Consider the following 17,764-nt stretch of genomic DNA (forward strand, 5'->3'; position numbering starts at 1 on the left):
CGGGGCCGAGCGGGCGCAGGGGTCAGCGGCCGCAGCGCAGGTCGCGGAGGGCGATGGCGTCGCCCATCACCCGCATACCGGCGTCATTGGGGTGGAGGTGGTCGCCGCTGTCGTAGGCGGGGAGCATCTTGGAGGGCGCGGCGGGGTCCCGTACGGCCTGGTCGAAGTCCACGACCGCGTCGAACTCGCCGCTGGTGCGGATGTAGGAGTTGACCTGCTGGCGGACCGTCTCGTCGACGGCCTCGTACTCCCGCCAGCCCTCGTACGGCATGACGGTCGCCCCGACCACGCAGACGCCGCGCGCGTGGGACCTGGCGATGATCTGCCGGTAACCGGCGATCAGGTCGGCGGCGGTGGGGCCCGGCGTGGCCTTGATGTCGTTGATGCCCTCCAGCAGGATCGTCGTGCGCACCCCGGCTTGGGAGAGCACGTCCCGGTCGAGCCGCTTCAGCGCGCTCTCGGCGGAGCCGTCGGCCAGGATCTTGTTGCCGGAGATCCCCTCGTTGGCGACGCCCTTGAGGTGGGTGCGGGGGTCGGCGAGCAGGCGGCGGGCGAGGAAGTCCGGCCAGCGGCGGTTGGTGTCCGTGGTGGAGGCGGAGCCGTCGGTGATCGAGTCGCCGAAGGCGACGACGGCGCCGGTGCCCGGGCGCGGCCGCACGACGGCCGCGTCCAGGTAGTACCAGGAGGTGATCTGCTGGGTGTACGAAGCGGCGCCCTCCTCCGCGGCGTGGTCGCCGGCCGGTGCGACGTACTGGGTCGCACGGGCCCCCTTGTGGCCGGTCGCGAGGGTGCCCGCGCTGCGTACGTAGAGGCTGATCGCCAGGTCCGACTGGGCCCGGGCCCGGCCTGGCAGCGGATCGCTGTAGACGACGCCGCCCGCCGGTACGGTCACCGACGGCGCGCCCCGGAAGGTCAGCCGCGCGTTGCTGCCGGGCACGAGCGCGGCCCCGGACGCGCGGACGCCCGCGTAGCCGCGCCCGAAGGTCACCGGCTGGTCGCCGTAGGCGTTGGAGAGCCGGATGCGCAGGTCGCGGCCGCCGACGCTGGTGTGGATGACGAACCGGTAGGTCAGGTCCTGGGCGGCGGTTCCCGCCGGGTAGGCGCTGGAGCCCCAGGTGACGACGGAGGAGCGCGGGGCGGGGGGCGTGGTGGCCTGGGTGGCCTGGGCTGCGGCCTGGGTGGCTGCGGAGGATTCGGTTCCGGTGGCTACGACCACGCCGAGAGCGGCGGCGGTCGCGAGCAGGATGCCGAGGGCGCGGACGGATAAGCCAGGTCTCCGCACCTTATTCACCTCTCCGGAGGTCCGCCCCGACCGCCGCCGTGATGACCTCGTCCCGCTCGGCGCGGCTGAACAGCCCCTCGGCCAGCCAGGTGTCGGCGAGGGCGCGCACCGCCCGGACGAAGCGGCCGGAGGTCGCGAAGGGGGCCTGCTCCCAGAGCACGTCGAGGAAGGTGAGCCCGTCCCCGCGGGCGCGGTTCGGCACGCCAGAATCGGCGGCGCCGAAGACGACGACGGGTTCCACGCGCCGGAAGTAGGCGTGGTACGGGGCGTCGTCGGCGAGGTGGAACGGCGCGAGGGTCAGGCCGTGGGTGGTGAAGTGCATCGGCCGCTCGCCGGGTGTGATCGCGTCGGCGAGGTCGCCGCGCAGCGTGAAGTCCTTGTAGAAGGAGAACGGGCGGAACGCCGTCTCCGCGCTCCGGGCGACCAGCAGGACCGGACCGTAGAACACCGACTGCACGGCGGGATCGTCCACGGCCCGCTCGATCCGCAGGCGGTAGGGCGCGGAGATCCGGACCCGGTCGCCGCGCCGCCAGTTCCTGCTGAGGGTGAGGTAGCTGCCGGGCCGCGCATCGGCCCGCTGCCGGACCCCGTTGACGGTGACGGTGAAGCCCGCCGTGGCCCAGGCCGGGACCCGGAGTTTCAGGTCGAGCCGCCCGGTGCCCTCACGGAACGTCAGGGTGCGGGCGCCCTCGGCCGGGTAGTCGCTGGTCTGCTCGATGACGAAGCCACGCTCCGGCCACCGCAGCGTCGAGGCGAGGGAGAGGTTGACGTACAGCGCGGTGCCGTCGGCGGAGCGGAAGTACACCGAGTCCTGGTACTTGGTGTGGTTCTCCATGCCGGTGCCGCCGCAGCAGGTGCCGGTGTTGTCGTACCCGCGCCGCACCCCCGGGCCCATCCCGACGAAGTACGTGACCTCCGGGCTGGTGGTGGAGGGGGCGTCCCGGCGGGAGGCGAGGATGTGGTTGGTCAGGCCGCGCTCGTAGTAGTCCAGGTACGCGGGGTCCGGCTCGCGGAAGAACAACTGCCTGCTCAGCTTGAGCATGTTGTACGTGGCGCAGGTCTCGGCGTTCTTGTCATCCAGGGTGGCCGCGATGGCGTTCCTGGCCCGGAACATCTCCCCCTGTCCCGTGCCGCCCAGGCTGTACATCCGGGGTCCGGCCACCATGCCCCAGAAGTTGCGGGCCGCGTCGGCGTAGGTGTCCTGGCCGGTGTGGTCGAACAGCCGCAGATAGCCGGTGAACTGCGGGATGTGCTGGTTGGCGTGCTTGCCCTCCAGCGTGTCGCGGTCCTCCGCGCAGGCGTTGAGCAGGGTGGTGTTGTCGAAGCAGCGGGCGGCGGCGAGGTGTTCGGGGCGGCCGGTGAGCGCGTACAGGTCCGCCATCACCTCGTTCATCCCGCCGTACTCACCGGCGATGTAGATGGCCCACATCCGCTCCAGCTGGGCCTTCGGCAGGTGGCCGAGCCTGCTGTGCACCCAGTCGCCCATCGCCGAGGCGATTTTCAGCGCCTGTTCGTTCCCGGCCAGGGTGTGGGCGTCGAGCAGCCCGCGCATGATCTTGTGGCAGGTGTAGTACGGGGCCCAGATGGTCGGGTACGTGGTGTAGCTCTCCAGCAGGATGAACTGGGTCTCCGGGTACGCCGCCAGATAGCCGGGGTGGCTGGGTCTGGGCGTGCCGTGTTCCGCCAGGGCCCGCTGACACTCGCCGAGCGCGCCGACCAGATAGTCGAGCTTGGCCTTGAGCGCGGGCTCCCCCGTATCGGCGCAGGCCTGGGCGATGAGGGTGAGGAAGTGGCCGCCGTAGTGGCCGCGCAGATTGCCGTCCGAGGTCTCCCAGCCGCCGGGCGGCCTGGCCCCACGGGTGTCGAGCCCGGCGGTTGCCCGGAAGACGGCCAGGATGCGGTCGGCCGGGTAGGACCGGGCGTAGTCGAGCATGAGGTCGCGCTTGCGGCGGAACACCCCGTCGCCGAGGGTGACGTGACCCAGCGGGAAGGGGTGCACCGACCACTCGGCCTGGGCGGACGCGGCGCCGGGGGCAGTGGCCGCCGCCGCGTGTGCCTGCGGCAGGGCGGGTACGAGCGGGGCGGCGGCCGCGGCTCCGGCCGCGAGCCTCAACGCCCGGCGGCGGGAGGGAGGTTGGGACATGCTCGAACTCCGATCGTCGATCCGGATGACGGCGATGGGTGCGGTGGCGCATGACCTACGAAGAAAACATGACCTACGGGGAAAAGCGGTAAGGGTTTCAGCGATCAGGACGCCGTACGACGCCCCGGCGGGAGGATCGTGTACAGGTCCAGGATCTCCGGCAGTGGCGCGACACCGGGGCCACCGGCGCGGATCCACGCGGCGATGTCCTCGTTCGCGGCCGGGTCATTGACCAGCCCCAGCCAGACCGGCCGGGCACCGGCCGCGCGGCCCTCGGCGGAGGGCTGTACGACGACCACGTTGGCGTGGTCGCAGACGTCGAGGCAGTCGGAGATCCGCACCGGGGCGACCTCGCGCAGCCGCTCGGTCTGGGCCGCGTGGTCGACGTGGGACAGCTTGGCGCTGCCGCAGCAGCAGTCCCGGCACACGACGAGGCGGCACTGCACCGAGCTGCGGCGTGGGCCTTCGTCCAGTGGGTCGCCGGTCGGCTCGGCCGTCTCTCCAGGCAGCCTCGTGGACATGGCGGGCCCTCCCTCTCTCCGGTCGCCGGACGCCGGTCTCTGGTATCGGGGAGATCCGCCCCCGCCGCCATCATTCCATTCGCACACCCGACCGCACCACGGCGCCTTCCCCGCCCGCACCTCAAGACAGCTTTGACAGCGGACGACCCACCGCATAGCTTCAAGGTCACCTGTATCGCACACGGATTCGAGGGGGCTGTTGTGCGGACTCTGCTTCTCACCAAGCGCCGGTATCTCGACCTCCGCAGGTCCACCACCACGGGATGTTGAGCGGTTCCTGCCCGCTCCCCCGTCCTTCCGCCGCGCCTCCCTCCCCTGGACCACCATGCCCTCCGCCCGCGTATCGCGGCGTGGCCTGCTGTCGCTGGCTGCTGCCTCCTCCGGTTCCGCGCTGCTGTCCGCATGCGCCGACACCGACTCCGGTGGCACGGTCGTGCCCTTCTACACGACCGAGTCGGACCCCAAATCGCTCGCCTTCTACCGCTCCGTGATCAAGCGGTTCGAGCGCAGCCACCCCGGTGTCACCGTGAAGATGACGCTGTACTCGGACGAGAACCAGCTCCAGTACCTCCAGACGGCCATGCAGACCGGCACCGACATCGGTGTCTTCGCGCCGCCCGCCGCGAACATCCTCGACTGGGCCGTCAAGGGCTATCTGCTGCCCCTCAGCGGCATGATCGAGGACATCGGCGAGGACGATTTCCTGCCCGGCACCCGCATCGTGCACCGCGGCGAGGACTACGCGATGCCGTTCCAGGCCAACGCCTCCGTCCTCTACTACCGCAAGGACCTGCTCGACAAGGCGGGCATCGAGCCGCCGCGCACCTACGGCCAGTTCCTCGGCGCGGTGCGCGAGCTGCACGGCAGGGACGGCATCGACGGCATCTCGTCGGGCGCCGGAAACACACCCGGGATGACGACCCAGTTCCTCTCCCCGTACGTCTACCAGGCGGGCTGGGACTACTACGGCCCGGACGGCGAGGTGCTGTTCGGCAAGGACGAGGTGCTCGACGGCGTGAAACGGCACGTCGCGATCATGCGGTACGCGCGCAAGGGCGCGTACAACACCAACTACCCGGACCTGATGAACACCTACATCTCCGGGAAGGCCGCGTTCGCGACGATGGCGGGCCGGCTCGGCGTCAACCTCGCCGAGCAGAACCCGCGGATCGCCGAGGTCACCGGCGTCCTGCCGGTCCCCGCAGGCCCGTTCCGCACCGGGCGGCTGGCGTACGGCGGCAAGAACCAGTACAGCGTCTTCGCGCACACCCGGCACAGACGCGCGGCCAGGGCGTTCCTCAAGGAGCTGACCACCGGCGAGAACGCGCTGAAGTTCTCCCTCACCGTCCCCGGCCACCTGGTGCCGCCGCTGAAGTCCGTAGGGGAGCGGCTGCGCGCGGAGATCGGTGTCTCGGACGACCCGTACCTGCGGAAGCACGGCGAGTGGGTGCGCACCATCCTCGATCTCGTGCCGAACGCGCTGAGCCCCGACATGGCCATGGGCTCGGTGGTGAACGGGCGGTACGACGGCAAGCTGTCCAACCCCTGCCCCTGGGCGGGCAAGGCGTGGGCGCCGCCACCGGCCGACGCCTCGATGGTGCAGTCGATCCTGCTGCGCGGCGACGACCCCGAGGAGGCGTGGCGCCGGGCCGTGGACCAGTTCGCCTTCGCGGCCCGCGACTGGAAGTCGGCCAACCCGGAGTGGAGGCCCGCAGCATGAGGACTCCGCGCTCCGGACGCCCGCTCCGGCTCGGGCGGGTGCTGCAGTACGTGGCGCTGGCCGCCGTCGTGCTCATCGCCGATCTGCCGCTGCTGTGGATCCTGTTCACGGCGGTCAAACCGGATGAGGAGATCATCTCCTATCCCCCGACGTTCTTCCCGGACACGGTCACGCTCGACAACTTCCGCACGCTCTTCGAGATCTCGTCCTTCGGCACGTATCTCACCAACTCGCTGATCGTGGCCACCGCCGCCACGCTGCTGGTCGTCGGCTTGGGCACCTGCGCCGCGTACGCGCTCGTCCGGTTCCGGATACCGGGGCTGCGGTGGGTCGGGGAGCTGTCGCTGTTCGCGTATCTGGTGCCGCCGATCCTGGTGCTGGTGCCGGTCTCGCAGCTGGTGGCGCGGTTCGGGCTCGCCAACAACCTCCTCGCGCTGATCGTGATCTACACGGCCACGCTGCTGCCGTTCGCGCTGTGGACGCTGCGCTCGTACTTCCACGGGCTCACCATCGAGCTGGAGGACGCGGCGATGGTCGACGGCTGCACCCGGTTCGGCGCGTTCGTACGGGTCGTCCTGCCGCAGTCGGTGCCGGGGCTGATCGCGACCGCCGTGTTCGCCTTCAACGCGGCCTGGAGCGAATACCTCTTCGCCTCCACGCTGATGGCGGAGCCGGACAAGCTGACGCTCAGCCCGGGGCTCTCGCTGCTCATGGACCAGACGAGCGTCTACTCGTGGGGCGTGCTGATGGCCGCCGCGCTGATCGTGGTGGCGCCCGTGCTGGTGCTGTTCGTGCTCGTCCAGAAGTTCCTCGTCGGCGGAATCGGACAGGGGGCCGTGAAGTGACTGCCGTATCCCAGACGTCCCGTACGGGCACCGGATCGCGCGACCGGGCCCGGCGCCGGGGGCTGTCCGACCGTGCGCTCGGCACCCTCATGCTGGTGCCCGCGCTCCTGCTGCTGCTCGTCTTCGCGGTCTACCCCTTCTTCGCGTCGGTCTTCGACAGCTTCTTCCGCGTCGACTTCCTCACCCGCGAACACACCTTCCTCGGCCTCGACAACTACCGCCGCCTGTGGGAGGACCCGTCGGTGCGCGGCGCGTTCGGGCGCAGTGTGCTGTGGGTCGCGGGGAACATGGTGATCCAGGCCGCCGCCGGGGTCGCCGTCGCGCTGCTCCTCAACGCGGGGCTGCGCGGCCAGACCCTGGCCCGGGGGCTCGTGCTCTTCCCGTACGTCGTGCCCGCCGTGGTCGCCGCGATGGTGTTCCGCTTCGCGTTCAACGACACCTCGGGCATGGCCGGTTATCTGCTGCGGACGCTCGGGCTGAGCGACACCCTGGTGAACCCGTTCGCCGACCCGGCGACGGTGATGTTCGCGCTGGTCGCCGTGAACTGCTGGAAGTACGTGCCGTTCATCGTGATCGTCGTCCTGGCCCGCCTGCAGACCCTGCCGGGCGAACTGCGCGAGGCGGCGTCGCTGGACGGCGCGGGGCGGTTCGGGATCTTCCGGCATGTGACGCTGCCGTGGATCGCGCCCGCGCTGATCATCGCCATGCTGATGCGCACGATCTGGACGGCGTACGACTTCGACCTGCCCTATCTGCTCTCCGGCGGCGGCCCGATGGACACCTCGACGACCGTCCCACTGGAGATCAGGAAGCTGGCCTTCGCCGATCAGGACCTCGGTCTCGCCTCCGCGCTGGCGGTATGCGTGGCCATCCTCCTGGTCGCGGGCGCGCGGCTGTATCTGCGCGCGTACCGGGCCAGCGAGGACGCGACGGGCTGAGCACGGCCCCACTGATCAGCACGGCCCCAGGAAATCCCGAAAGGCACCAACTGTGGTTGAAACGTCTGTAGCTTCCGACGTCATCGACGCCGTCGCCGGTACGCCCGCCACCCTGCGGACGTACCGCGACACGGCGTACGACCGCACCCAGGGCGCCCATGACGCGCTGCTGACCGGCACGGACAGCCTGCCCCGCGCCGAGCGCGCGGCGCTCGCCGCCCACGCCGCCGAGCGGGACGGCGCGCGGGCGCTGGCGGCGCACTACCGGGGCCTGGCCCCGGCGCCCGCGCCGTCCGCGCGCTTCGACGCGCTGCTGCGCCACGCCGAACTCCTCGTCCTCAGCCCCTCCACGGCGGGTCCGAAGGACATCGCGGCGCTGACGGAGGCGGGCTGGGGCGCGCCCGATGTGGTCGCGGCCTCGCAGCTCGTCGCGTTCGTCACGTACCAGGCGCGGCTCGCGGCCGGGCTGCGGGCGCTCGGCGGGCTCCCGGCGGAGGGCGGCGAGGTCCCCGCGCACGGGGTGGCGAGCGAGGGGCGCCCGTTCACGCTCGACGCGCTGGAGTGGGACGCCTGGGTGGAGACGGTGGACGTGGACCGCGCCACGCCCGAGCAGATCGCCGTGCTGGAGGAGTCGCTGCCGACGGCGAAGACCTCGCCGTACTACCTGGCGCTCGTCCACGATGTGACGGCGCTGCGCGAGCGGTCGCGGCTCTACAACGCCATCATGTACGCGCCGCGCGGGCTCGACCGGCGCGACCGGGAGATCGCCGCGCTCGCCGTCTCGCACGTCAACGGCTGCGTGTACTGCGCGTCCGTGCACGCCCGGCGCTTCGCGCAGCTCGCCAGGGACGAGGGCCCCGCGCGGGCGCTCCTCGACGCGGGCCCCGGCGCGGACCTGGGCACGGTGCGGCGGCGGGCCGTGGCCGACTTCGCGGTACGCCTCACCCGCGAGCCCCATCAGCCGCTCGATCTCACGGCGCTGCGGACGGACGCTGGCCTGGACGATACGGAGATCCTGGACCTCGTCCACGTCGTCGCCGTGTTCGCCTGGGCCAACCGTCTGATGCTCACCCTGGGCGAGCCCCGTACCCCTCGGTCCACCACAGAGGAGCACTCCGCATGACCGCCACGCCCGACCACCCCCTCGTCGCCGCGGCCCACCGGCTGGCCGACGACGTCCTCGCCCCCGCCGCCGAGGCGCACGACCGGGAGGGCGTCACCGCCGAGGCCATCGCCGCCGTGAAGGCGTCGGGGGTGCTGGGGGTGAACGCACCGGCGGCGTACGGCGGCGCACAGGCCCCGGCGGCCGTGGGCCGGGAGATCGCCGAGATCCTGTCGGGCGCCTGCTGCTCGACGTTCTTCATCCAGGCCCAGCACCACACGCCGGTGCGGACGCTGGCCACGGGCGAGGAGGCGGCGCGCGAGCGCTGGCTGCGGCCGCTGAGCGACGGCACGCTGCTCGCCGGAATCGCCTTCTCGCATCTGCGCGCCCACCCGAAGCTGCCCGTGCGGGCCACCCGGGTGGCGGACGGCTGGCGCTTCGACGGGCGGGTGCCCTGGTACACCGGCTGGGGGCTGAACGACCTGTTCCTGCTGGGCGGCGGCACCGAGGACGGCGAGGTGGTCTTCGGCGTCGTCGACGCGCGTGAGCAGCCGGGCCTCACCGCCACCGGCCCGCTCCAGCTCGCCGCGCTCACCGGTTCGCACACGGTCGGGCTGCTGCTCGACGGGCTCGTGGTGCCCGACGAGGCGGTCGCGGTGCGCCTCCCGCACGAGCGCTGGGCGACGGACGACCGTCCGAAGAACACCAACACCAACCCCGCCGTCTTCGGCGTGGCCCGCGCCGCGCTCGACCTTGTCGACGCCTCGGGGGACGGCGAGGCGAAGGAGACGGCGGGCGTCCTGCGCGAGCGCCTGGACGCCGTACGCCGCGATGCCTACGCCCTGGTGGACGAGGTGCCGCCCGCCGAACGGCTGGACGACCGGCTCGCGGCCAAGACCCGGGCGTACGACGTGATGCGCGCCGCCACCACGGCCGCGATCGCGGCGGGCGGCGGCCGGGCCTTCGGCCTCTCCCACCCGGCCCAGCGCCTCGCCCGGGAGGGCCTGTTCCTCGTCGTCCAGGGCCAGACCTCGGAAGTCCGCACGGCGCATCTGGCGGCGCTGCGGCGGTAGCGGGAAAGAGAATGGCCCTCACCGACGGGGGATGCGGTGAGGGCCTGCGTTCAGTGTGGCACGGATGGTGCCGCCATGTCCCCCTTCCGGGCAACAAACTTGGCATATATCTACCGCAGTCACCTCAGGAGTCTCAGCTGTCCCAGCGGCGGGTGGTGGGGACAGCTACGGGGCGGCTAAGGGAGCGGCTGCGGGAACGGCGCAATCCAGTTGGTGCGCCGTCGGCGAACCCCCTGGGCTCCGGGACGCCGGTCGTCAATCCTGGCGGAATCAAGCCATGGAGGATGACCGTGACAGTGGAATACATCCGCTACCGCATCACCGCCCCCGAGCGAAGAGCCGCCTTCGAAAAGGACTACGCGACCGCCGCCGAGCAGCTGGACCTCGCCCCGCAGTGCCTGGGCTATGAGCTGTCTCAGGGGGTCGAGGAGCCCGAGCGCTACATCCTGCGGATCGAGTGGACCTCCGTCGAGGACCACCTGCAGGGGTTTCGCGGCGGCCCGCACTTCCCGCCGTTCCTCGCCTCGATTCGTTCGTACATCCAGGACATCGAGGAGATGAAGCACTACGCGAGGACGCCCGTCGTGTCCGCCACCGGAGGGGCGGCATGACCGGGCGCACCGAGTCCCTGTTCGACGCCGTCGGCGGTATGGACGCGCTGCGGCGGCTGAGCGACACCTTCTACGAGGGCGTCCTCGCGGACCCGCTGCTCGCCCCGGTCTTCGCGAACTTCACCCGGACGCACATCGACCACGTCGCCGTCTGGCTCGCCGAAGTCTTCGGCGGCCCGGCCGACTTCACGGCGCGGCTCGGCGGCCACCAAGCCCTGCTCCGCTCCCACCTGGGCCAGTCCATCACCGAGGAACAGCGGCTCCGCTGGATGGAGTTGATGGCCACCGCGGTGGAGAAGGAGTTCCCGGACGACGAACTGCTGCGCCGCCGGGCCCTGGAGTACTTCGACTGGGGAACCCGGATCGCCCGCGACGTCTCGGCCGGATCGCCCGGTGACGACCTCGGCGAGCCGGGCCCGACGCCACGCTGGGGCTGGGACGGACTGGTGTGAACACGTGGGGGCCGCCGCCCGGCGGCCCCCACCGCGCCGTGTCCGGGGCCGGAGCGGTCGCGGACGCCCGTCACGCGGCCGTGGCCTCGATCTGGTCGTGCAGCCGGGCGCAGGTGCGGTTGATGAGCCGGGAGACGTGCATCTGGGAGATGCCGAGTTGCTCGGCGATCCGGCCCTGTGTCTCCTCGCGGAAGAAGCGCAGGTAGAGGATGTGGCGCTCGCGTTCGGGCAGGGCGCGCAGCTTGGGCTTGAGGGCTTCGCGCTGGATGACGCGGTCGTAGGAGGGCTCGGTGGCGCCGAGGGTGTCGGCAAGGGAGTATCCGTCTTCCGCGCCCGGCAGTTCGGCGTCCAGGGACAGCGCGGAGAAACTCTCCATCGCCTCCATCCCCAGCAGTACGTCTTCCTCGCTCATCCCGGTGTGCTCGGCGATGTCCCGCACACTCGGGCGGCGGTCGTCGGGAGTGCGGGTGAGTTCCTGCGCGGCGGTGCGCACCCGGTTGCGCAACTCCTGTACGCGGCGCGGTACATGGACGCCCCACATGTGGTCGCGGAAGTGGCGCTTGATCTCACCGACGACGGTCGGCACGGCGAAGCTGGCGAACGCGCTGCCACGGTCCGGCTCGTACCGCTTGACGGCCTTCACCAGGCCGAGCATCGCCACCTGCCGCAGGTCCTCCGCCAGCTCACCACGGTTGCGGAACTGCCGCGCCAGCCGCTCCGCCATCGGCATCCACGCGCGGACCACGTCCTGCCGCAGCGCCTCCTTCTCGGGACCGTCGGGCAGCTCGGCGATGCGCTCGAACTGGGCGGCGGTGTCGGGAGCGTCGTCGTGCGAGTGCTTGCTCCGTGTGCGTACGGCAGTCATGCGCCGGTCTCTCCCTCGTGGCGTGGGCGGCGTGGGAGACATCTGGCTGACCGGGGTGGCGGACAGAGCACACCCCGGAGCAACCGAACCGCTCCCGTGGGCGTGCCTCCGTTCCGAAGCACATCCATGCGCCTGCCCCTGGCGGGCACCCGCAAACAACCTCCGTCCGCAGTGTGTATGGGCCGCAGTGTCTATGGGGGGATCGAGGCGCGGGTGCGCCACATGATTCGATGGACACCTGTTTCCGGGAGGTCCAGGACGTTCCATGATCCGACGCATACTCGCCGCCGCGGTGGCCCTGGCCGCGCTGCTCACCGTCCCCTCGGCCGCGCCCACGGTGTCGCGCCCCTTGACGGTGTCCACCGACAAGGGCGAGGTCACGGGGGCCGCCACGGGCGGGGTCGGCCGGTACCTCGGTATTCCGTACGCCGCGCCACCGGTCGGCGACCGGCGCTGGCAGCCGCCCGCACCCGCCGCCGAGTGGCCGGGGGTGCGCTCGGCGCACGACCCAGGCGCGCGCTGCGTCCAGACGGCCACCGGCGACGGCCCGGGCACGAGTGAGGACTGCCTCTACCTCAACGTCTACGCCCCCGAGCGGCGCACGCAGCGCCCGCTGCCGGTGCTGTTCTGGATTCACGGCGGCGGCTTCATGAGCGGTTCGGGCGATCTCTACGACGGCTCGCAGCTCGCGCGGACCAACAACATCGTGGTCGTCACCATCAACTACCGGCTCGGTGTGTTCGGCTTCCTCGATCTGCCCGGGCTGAGCACACGTGGCGCGGGCAACTACGGCCTGCTCGACCAGACGGCGGCGCTGCGCTGGACCCAGCGGAACATCGCCGCGTTCGGCGGGGACCCCGGCCGGGTGACCCTCTCGGGCGAGTCGGCCGGTGGCCAGTCCGTGTGTTCCCTGCTGGCCTCGCCACCGGCCCGAGGTCTCTTCGACCGCGCGATCATCCAGAGCGGTGGGTGTCCGAGCCTCACGCCCGCGCAGGCCACGGTGCGTGGCAGAAGCGTTGCCACCGCCGCCGGTTGCCGCGATTCCGCCACCGCCGTGTCCTGTCTGCGGGCCAAGCGGCCGGACGACGTGCTCGCCGCCGGGCGCGACTTCGGCGGCATCCTGAACGGGCCCCTGCCGGTGTCCGGCGTTCCCGAACTGCCGGTCGCGCCGGGTGTCGCGGTGCGATCCGGCCGGTCCGCCGATGTCCCGCTCCTCATCGGCGCCAACCGCGATGAGACACGCAAGTGGTCACCCCCGTTCGCGAACGCGACCAAGGCGCAGTACGAGCGGGTGATCCGGCAGCACTACGGCCCGCACGCCGGTGGTGTGCTCGCCCGCTACCCGTACGGCGCCCGGCCCGGCCGGTACAACGCGGCGTACGCCCTCAGCGCGGTGTGGACCGACAGCAGCGTGTTCTACGGGATGGGCGGCTGCCAGTACCAACGCCTCGCGGGACGGTTCGCGTCCCAGCAGCCCAGGACGTACTTCTACGAATTCGGCGACCGCGACACCCCCTCCCCCGGCCCCGTTCCGCCGGGCTTCGCGGCGGGCGCGAGCCACGCCACCGAACTCGCCTACCTGTGGCCCAGCATGGCCCAGAAACCCCTCACACCGGAGCAGCGGAAGCTGTCGCGGACGATGATGCGCCACTGGGGCGCGTTCGTACGGGACGCGGACCCCACGACGCGGGGGCAGGCGAAGTGGCCGTCGTACCGCGGTGGCCGTCTGATGTCTCTCCTGCCGGGCGACAGCAGCAAGACCCTCAGCGCGAAGGCCTATGCGGCACAACACCAGTGCTCCTTCTGGAACGGGATCGACTACGACTGGCTGACCACCGACCCGGCCCCGCTCGCGGACGCGCTGCGCGTCCGTGGCACGCCCTAGGGTGGGTTCCGTGGAGCTTCTACACCTGCGTTACTTCGCCGCCGTCGCCCAGGAACTGAACTTCTCCACAGCGGCCCGCAAACTGCACATGGCGGCGTCCCCGCTGAGCCGGCGGATCAAGGATCTCGAAAACGAACTCGGCCACCGGCTGTTCGACCGCGACACCCACCATGTGCGGCTCACCCCGGCGGGCAGCGCACTGCTGCCGATCGCGCGCGGTGTGCTGGAGCAGGTCGATTCCATCAAGTGGCGGCTGGACGAGACGACCCGGCCGCAGCGGACCACCGTGCTGCTCGGCGTACCCACCGGCATCCACCCGGACCTGCGGGAACGTATCGACGCCCTCGCCGAGCGGGTCCGCGACCGGTTCGAGATCAAACGGTGGCCGGGTGCCACCGACCGTCTGGTCGACGCGGTGTGCGACGGCAGGCTGGGGCTGACTCTGGCCCGGCTACCGGTCTGCGGCGACCCGGCGCTGGAGCAGGTGACGGTGATGTCGGAACGGCTCGGCGCGGTCGTGCCCAGGGACGGGTTCCCCGGGCGGGAGTCGGTCGCGCTGGCGGAGCTGGCCGACCTCGCCTACGCGGGTTCTCCGGTGGCGGTGACCCACGCGTATTTCCGCGGACTCGACCAGCAGCTGTCCGATCTCGGCCTCAAGAAGCGCATCAAACTGAACAGCGCGAGCTTCGACGCGGTTTCCGAAATAGTGTCGAGCGGTCTGGCATTCTCCATTTCCATGCTGGACCCGAGAAGTCCTCTGCAGAATTACCGTCTTGACAATGTAAGCGTCCTCCCCTTTTCCGATTTCCATCCCCAACTGGAGACCGGACTGCTCTGGCGACAGGACCGCACGGACGGCGGTGACCTGGAAGAAGTCGCTTCCGCCGCCCGCGAGATATTCGCCGAACCACTCCACGCCTAACCTTCACAGGGCGGCATGACCACTGCGGTCATACCGCTTTTCGCAACATGATCATTCCGTCTTCGCCACCCCCTTGCTAATTTAGTTTCCAGATGCACATACAGCGGTGGAGCAAGGAGTGAAGGCACAACGATGACGGACATCACGGATACCATCGCCGGTCCCCTGGAAGGCGTGCGCGTGATCGACCTCTCGACCGTGGTGATGGGCCCCTACGCGGCCCAGATCCTCGGGGACCTGGGCGCCGATGTGATCAAGATCGAGTCGCCCGCCGACACCGTGCGGGTGGGCCACTACCGCACCACGCCAGGCATGACCGCGCTGAACCTCAACGTCAACCGCAACAAGCGCAGCGTGACCCTCAACCTCAAGGACGAGACGGAGCGGGAGCGGGCGCTCGAACTGATCGACACCGCCGACGTACTGATCACGAACATGCGCCCCGGTGCGCTGGGCCGCCTCGGCCTGTCCTACGACGACCTCGCCACCCGCCATCCGCGCCTCGTCTACGCGCACGCGCAGGGCTTCCGCGGCGACTCGGACCGGGCCGGGAACGCCGCCTACGACGAGACCGTGCAGGCCGCCTCCGGCCTGGTCGACATCGCCGACCGCGCCCTGGGCGAGCCCGTCTACCTCCCCACCATCATCGGCGACAAGGTCTCCTCGCTGACCATCGCCTACAGCGTCCTCGCCGCCCTGCTGCACCGGGACCGGACCGGCCGGGGCCAGCTCGTCGAGGTCCCGATGACGGACACTCTGATCGCGTTCAACCTGGTCGAGCATCTGGCGGGCCACACCTACGAGCCCGAGATGGGCCCCACCGGCTTCCATCTGTCGATGACCAAGGGGCATAAGGCGGTGCGCACCAAGGACGGTCTGGCCTGCGTCATCCCGTACAACCCGCAGAACTACCGGGACTTCTTCGCGGCCGCCGGACGCCCGGACCTGACCGAGGACCCGCGGGTGTGCGGCGAGGAGATCGACCGGGACGACTACGAGGGCCTGGCCGCGCTGATCGACGCCTGCGCCCCGGCGCTGACCACCGCGGAGTGGACCGAGGTATGCGCCCAGCACAGCATCCCGATGGCCCCGGTGCTGGAACTGGACCGAGCCCACGAGGACCCGTACGTCCGGGACGGCCATCTGCTGGACACCGTCGAGCACCCGACCGAGGGCACGGTCCGCACCATCGGCATCCCGATGCGCTTCTCCGCCACTCCCGGCACGATCCGCCGCCTGGCGCCGGTCGCGGGCCAGGACACCGAGGACGTGTTCGCCGAGTTCGACGCCACCCGCTGAGCGCCGCCGCCCCACACCACACCACCGCTCCGACGAGGACCCCCATGAGCACTCCCCCCGCACACCCCGTACGCACCGAGCGCATCGACTCCACCCTGCTGATCACCCTCGACCGCCCCGAGGCCCGCAACGCCGTGAACGCGGCGGTCGCCGCCGGTCTGACCGGCGCCCTGGACGAACTGGAGGCCGACCCCGCGCTCCGGGCCGGTGTCCTGACCGGTGCGGGAGGCACGTTCAGCGCCGGGATGGACCTCAAGGCGGCGGTGCGCGGCGAGTCGCCCGAGGTCGAGGGCCGCGGGTTCGGCGGTCTGACCGAGGCCGACCGGGAGAAGCCCCTGATCGCCGCCGTGGAGGGCTGGGCCATGGGCGGCGGATTCGAACTGGCCCTGGCCTGCGATCTGATCGTCACGGCCGAGGACGCCCGGTTCGGCCTGCCCGAGGTCAAGCGCGGGCTGATCGCGGCGGGCGGCGGTGTGATCCGGCTGCCCCAGCGCATCCCGTACCACCTGGCCATGGAGCTGCTGCTGACCGGCGAGCCGGTCGACGGCCGCCGCGCCGCCGACCTGGGCCTGGCCAACCGCGTCACCGCCGCCGGACAGGCCGTCGCGGAGGCGCTTCAGCTGGCCGAACAGCTCGGCGGCAACGCCCCGCTCGCACTGGCCGCCGTCAAGCGCGTCGTCCGCGCGGCGGACGGCGCGTCCGACGCCGACGCCTTCGCCTTCCAGCGCGGGGAGATGGCGGCGCTGATGGCCTCGGCCGATGTCCGCGAGGGCATGACCGCCTTCGCCGAACGCCGCCCCGCGCGGTGGACGGGGCGGTGAGACACGCCATGAAGCACGACCACTTCCGAGGAGGAGAGCCTGAGATGACCACCCCCGCGCAGCCGTCGGCCGTCGGACCGATCGCGGACGAACTGACCGCCGACTTCTACCACTACGAGTCGCTGCTGCCGGACGAGGAGCGCAAGATCCTCCTGGGGGCCCGTGCCCTCCTGCGCGACCAGGTCAAGCCGCTGGTGAACGAGAACTGGGCCAAGGGCGAGTTCCCCAGGGAGCTGATCGCCCTGTTCCGTGACAGTGGCCTCGCGGGCCTGCCGTACGAGGGCTACGGCACGCACCGCCCCGCCGTCAGCAACCTCCTGAGCGGCATGCTGGCGATGGAGATGGCCCGCACCGACGCCTCGGTGTCCACCTTCTTCGGCGTCCACAACGGCCTGGCGATGTACTCCATCCACTCGGGCGGCGACCAGGAGCAGCGCGACCGCTGGCTCCCGGCGATGGCCGCGATGGACAAGATCGGCGCGTTCGCCATGACCGAGCCGCTCGGCGGCTCCGACGTCGCGGGCGGCATGCGCACCACCGCCCGGCGCGAGGGCGACACCTGGATTCTGAACGGCGCCAAGAAGTGGATCGGCAACGCCACCTTCGCCGACTACGTCGTGGTGTGGGCCCGGGACGTCGACGACAACCACGTCAAGGGCTTCGTCGTGGAGAAGGGCACACCCGGGTTCAGCCCCGCGAAGATCGAGAACAAGCTCGCCTTCCGGATCGTGGAGAACGCCGAGATCACCCTGACTGACGTCCGGGTGCCGGAGGCCGACCGGCTGCGGAACATCAACTCCTTCCGGGACGTCGCGGAGATCCTGCGCGCCACCCGAGGCGGGGTGGCGTGGCAGGCGCTGGGCGTGATGGCCGGTGCGTATGAACTGGCGCTGGACTACGCCCGGGAGCGCCACCAGTTCGGCCGCCCGATCGGTGGCTTCCAGCTCGTGCAGGACCTGCTGGTCAAGAGCCTGGGCAACGTCACCGCGTCCTGGGGCATGCTGGCGCAGCTCGCCCGGATGCAGGACGCCGGTATCTTCCGCGACGAACACTCCGCGCTGGCCAAGGCGTTCGTCACCGCCCGGATGCGGGAGGTCGTGGCCTGGTGCCGGGAGATCTTCGGGGGCAACGGCATCCTCCTGGACCACGACATCGCCCGGTTCTTCGCCGACGCCGAGGCCATCTACTCCTTCGAGGGCACCCGGGAGATGAACACCCTGATCGTCGGCAAGTCGATCACCGGCCAGAGCGCCTTCGTATAGGTCCGCCTTCGGGTGATTCCGGG

The 17,764-nt window shown here is 71.1% G+C and carries 16 protein-coding genes; 12 read left to right on the top strand and 4 right to left on the bottom strand.

The genetic code is table 11. From position 1 onward, the window contains the following. Positions 1-22: 22 nt before the first annotated feature. The 3 genes from ACWC5C_RS31355 to ACWC5C_RS31365 all read right to left on the bottom strand — a co-directional run bounded on the left by ACWC5C_RS31355 (position 23) and on the right by ACWC5C_RS31365 (position 3,946). The gene (locus ACWC5C_RS31355) at positions 23-1,282 is read right to left on the bottom strand and encodes an SGNH/GDSL hydrolase family protein (RefSeq protein ID WP_450880886.1); all 1,260 of its coding nucleotides are present in this window, start codon (positions 1,280-1,282) and stop codon (positions 23-25) included. A 1-nt stretch (position 1,283) separates the two neighbouring features. Further along, complete coding sequence (locus ACWC5C_RS31360; RefSeq protein ID WP_450880888.1) at positions 1,284-3,425, bottom strand: glycoside hydrolase family 127 protein; 2,142 nt, start codon at positions 3,423-3,425, stop codon at positions 1,284-1,286. Positions 3,426-3,529: 104 nt separating this feature from the next. Then, the gene (locus ACWC5C_RS31365) at positions 3,530-3,946 is read right to left on the bottom strand and encodes a (2Fe-2S) ferredoxin domain-containing protein (protein ID WP_450880890.1); all 417 of its coding nucleotides are present in this window, start codon (positions 3,944-3,946) and stop codon (positions 3,530-3,532) included. A 325-nt stretch (positions 3,947-4,271) separates the two neighbouring features. Between ACWC5C_RS31365 and ACWC5C_RS31370 the strand changes: the two genes are divergently transcribed. The 7 genes from ACWC5C_RS31370 to ACWC5C_RS31400 all read left to right on the top strand — a co-directional run bounded on the left by ACWC5C_RS31370 (position 4,272) and on the right by ACWC5C_RS31400 (position 10,687). Further along, positions 4,272-5,666 carry an ABC transporter substrate-binding protein gene (locus ACWC5C_RS31370; RefSeq protein ID WP_450880892.1) on the top strand — a complete coding sequence of 465 codons (1,395 nt, stop codon included), beginning with the start codon at positions 4,272-4,274 and terminating at the stop codon, positions 5,664-5,666. Next, the gene (locus ACWC5C_RS31375; RefSeq protein ID WP_450880894.1) at positions 5,663-6,511 is read left to right on the top strand and encodes a carbohydrate ABC transporter permease; all 849 of its coding nucleotides are present in this window, start codon (positions 5,663-5,665) and stop codon (positions 6,509-6,511) included. The genes ACWC5C_RS31370 and ACWC5C_RS31375 overlap by 4 nt, the downstream gene beginning before the upstream one ends. Further along, a complete protein-coding gene (locus ACWC5C_RS31380) occupies positions 6,508-7,449 on the top strand; it encodes a carbohydrate ABC transporter permease (protein ID WP_450880896.1) in 942 nt (313 codons plus the stop codon). Before ACWC5C_RS31375 ends, ACWC5C_RS31380 begins: the two co-directional genes overlap by 4 nt. Positions 7,450-7,501: 52 nt before the next feature. Beyond that, entirely contained in the window at positions 7,502-8,572 is a 1,071-nt protein-coding gene (locus tag ACWC5C_RS31385; protein ID WP_450880898.1) for a peroxidase-related enzyme, read from the top strand. Next, complete coding sequence (locus ACWC5C_RS31390; RefSeq protein ID WP_450880900.1) at positions 8,569-9,624, top strand: acyl-CoA dehydrogenase family protein; 1,056 nt, start codon at positions 8,569-8,571, stop codon at positions 9,622-9,624. The genes ACWC5C_RS31385 and ACWC5C_RS31390 overlap by 4 nt, the downstream gene beginning before the upstream one ends. A gap of 284 nt (positions 9,625-9,908) precedes the next feature. Next, a complete protein-coding gene (locus ACWC5C_RS31395; protein WP_385437280.1) occupies positions 9,909-10,235 on the top strand; it encodes a putative quinol monooxygenase in 327 nt (108 codons plus the stop codon). Continuing rightward, complete coding sequence (locus ACWC5C_RS31400) at positions 10,232-10,687, top strand: group II truncated hemoglobin (protein WP_450880902.1); 456 nt, start codon at positions 10,232-10,234, stop codon at positions 10,685-10,687. The genes ACWC5C_RS31395 and ACWC5C_RS31400 overlap by 4 nt, the downstream gene beginning before the upstream one ends. A 70-nt stretch (positions 10,688-10,757) precedes the next feature. Here ACWC5C_RS31400 and ACWC5C_RS31405 read toward each other — a convergent pair whose 3' ends face one another. Continuing rightward, positions 10,758-11,552: a SigB/SigF/SigG family RNA polymerase sigma factor gene (locus ACWC5C_RS31405; protein ID WP_450880904.1), complete on the bottom strand. Its 795-nt coding sequence runs from the start codon at positions 11,550-11,552 to the stop codon at positions 10,758-10,760. 265 nt (positions 11,553-11,817) lie between these two features. Here ACWC5C_RS31405 and ACWC5C_RS31410 point away from each other — a divergent pair, with 265 nt between their 5' ends. The 5 genes from ACWC5C_RS31410 (at position 11,818) to ACWC5C_RS31430 (ending at position 17,741) form a co-directional block, all read left to right on the top strand. Next, a complete protein-coding gene (locus ACWC5C_RS31410) occupies positions 11,818-13,437 on the top strand; it encodes a carboxylesterase/lipase family protein (RefSeq protein WP_450880906.1) in 1,620 nt (539 codons plus the stop codon). A gap of 10 nt (positions 13,438-13,447) precedes the next feature. Further along, complete coding sequence (locus ACWC5C_RS31415; RefSeq protein WP_450880908.1) at positions 13,448-14,359, top strand: LysR family transcriptional regulator; 912 nt, start codon at positions 13,448-13,450, stop codon at positions 14,357-14,359. A 132-nt stretch (positions 14,360-14,491) separates the two neighbouring features. Beyond that, positions 14,492-15,658: a CaiB/BaiF CoA transferase family protein gene (locus ACWC5C_RS31420; RefSeq protein ID WP_450880910.1), complete on the top strand. Its 1,167-nt coding sequence runs from the start codon at positions 14,492-14,494 to the stop codon at positions 15,656-15,658. Positions 15,659-15,702: 44 nt separating this feature from the next. Next, positions 15,703-16,479 carry a crotonase/enoyl-CoA hydratase family protein gene (locus ACWC5C_RS31425; RefSeq protein WP_450880912.1) on the top strand — a complete coding sequence of 259 codons (777 nt, stop codon included), beginning with the start codon at positions 15,703-15,705 and terminating at the stop codon, positions 16,477-16,479. A gap of 44 nt (positions 16,480-16,523) precedes the next feature. Next, positions 16,524-17,741: an acyl-CoA dehydrogenase family protein gene (locus tag ACWC5C_RS31430; RefSeq protein ID WP_450880914.1), complete on the top strand. Its 1,218-nt coding sequence runs from the start codon at positions 16,524-16,526 to the stop codon at positions 17,739-17,741. Positions 17,742-17,764: the final 23 nt, after the last annotated feature.

Source organism: Streptomyces sp. NPDC001700, assembly GCF_053596435.1.

Bases quoted from the DNA above. Each gene is read 5' to 3' on its own strand.
- ACWC5C_RS31360 (WP_450880888.1), bottom strand. From the start codon at position 3,425: ATGTCCCAACCTCCCTCCCGCCGCCGGGCGTTGAGGCTCGCGGCCGGA.
- ACWC5C_RS31365 (WP_450880890.1), bottom strand. From the start codon at position 3,946: ATGTCCACGAGGCTGCCTGGAGAGACGGCCGAGCCGACCGGCGACCCA.
- ACWC5C_RS31370 (WP_450880892.1), top strand. From the start codon at position 4,272: ATGCCCTCCGCCCGCGTATCGCGGCGTGGCCTGCTGTCGCTGGCTGCT.
- ACWC5C_RS31375 (WP_450880894.1), top strand. From the start codon at position 5,663: ATGAGGACTCCGCGCTCCGGACGCCCGCTCCGGCTCGGGCGGGTGCTG.
- ACWC5C_RS31390 (WP_450880900.1), top strand. From the start codon at position 8,569: ATGACCGCCACGCCCGACCACCCCCTCGTCGCCGCGGCCCACCGGCTG.
- ACWC5C_RS31395 (WP_385437280.1), top strand. From the start codon at position 9,909: ATGACCGTGACAGTGGAATACATCCGCTACCGCATCACCGCCCCCGAG.
- ACWC5C_RS31400 (WP_450880902.1), top strand. From the start codon at position 10,232: ATGACCGGGCGCACCGAGTCCCTGTTCGACGCCGTCGGCGGTATGGAC.
- ACWC5C_RS31405 (WP_450880904.1), bottom strand. From the start codon at position 11,552: ATGACTGCCGTACGCACACGGAGCAAGCACTCGCACGACGACGCTCCC.
- ACWC5C_RS31410 (WP_450880906.1), top strand. From the start codon at position 11,818: ATGATCCGACGCATACTCGCCGCCGCGGTGGCCCTGGCCGCGCTGCTC.
- ACWC5C_RS31420 (WP_450880910.1), top strand. From the start codon at position 14,492: ATGACGGACATCACGGATACCATCGCCGGTCCCCTGGAAGGCGTGCGC.
- ACWC5C_RS31425 (WP_450880912.1), top strand. From the start codon at position 15,703: ATGAGCACTCCCCCCGCACACCCCGTACGCACCGAGCGCATCGACTCC.
- ACWC5C_RS31430 (WP_450880914.1), top strand. From the start codon at position 16,524: ATGACCACCCCCGCGCAGCCGTCGGCCGTCGGACCGATCGCGGACGAA.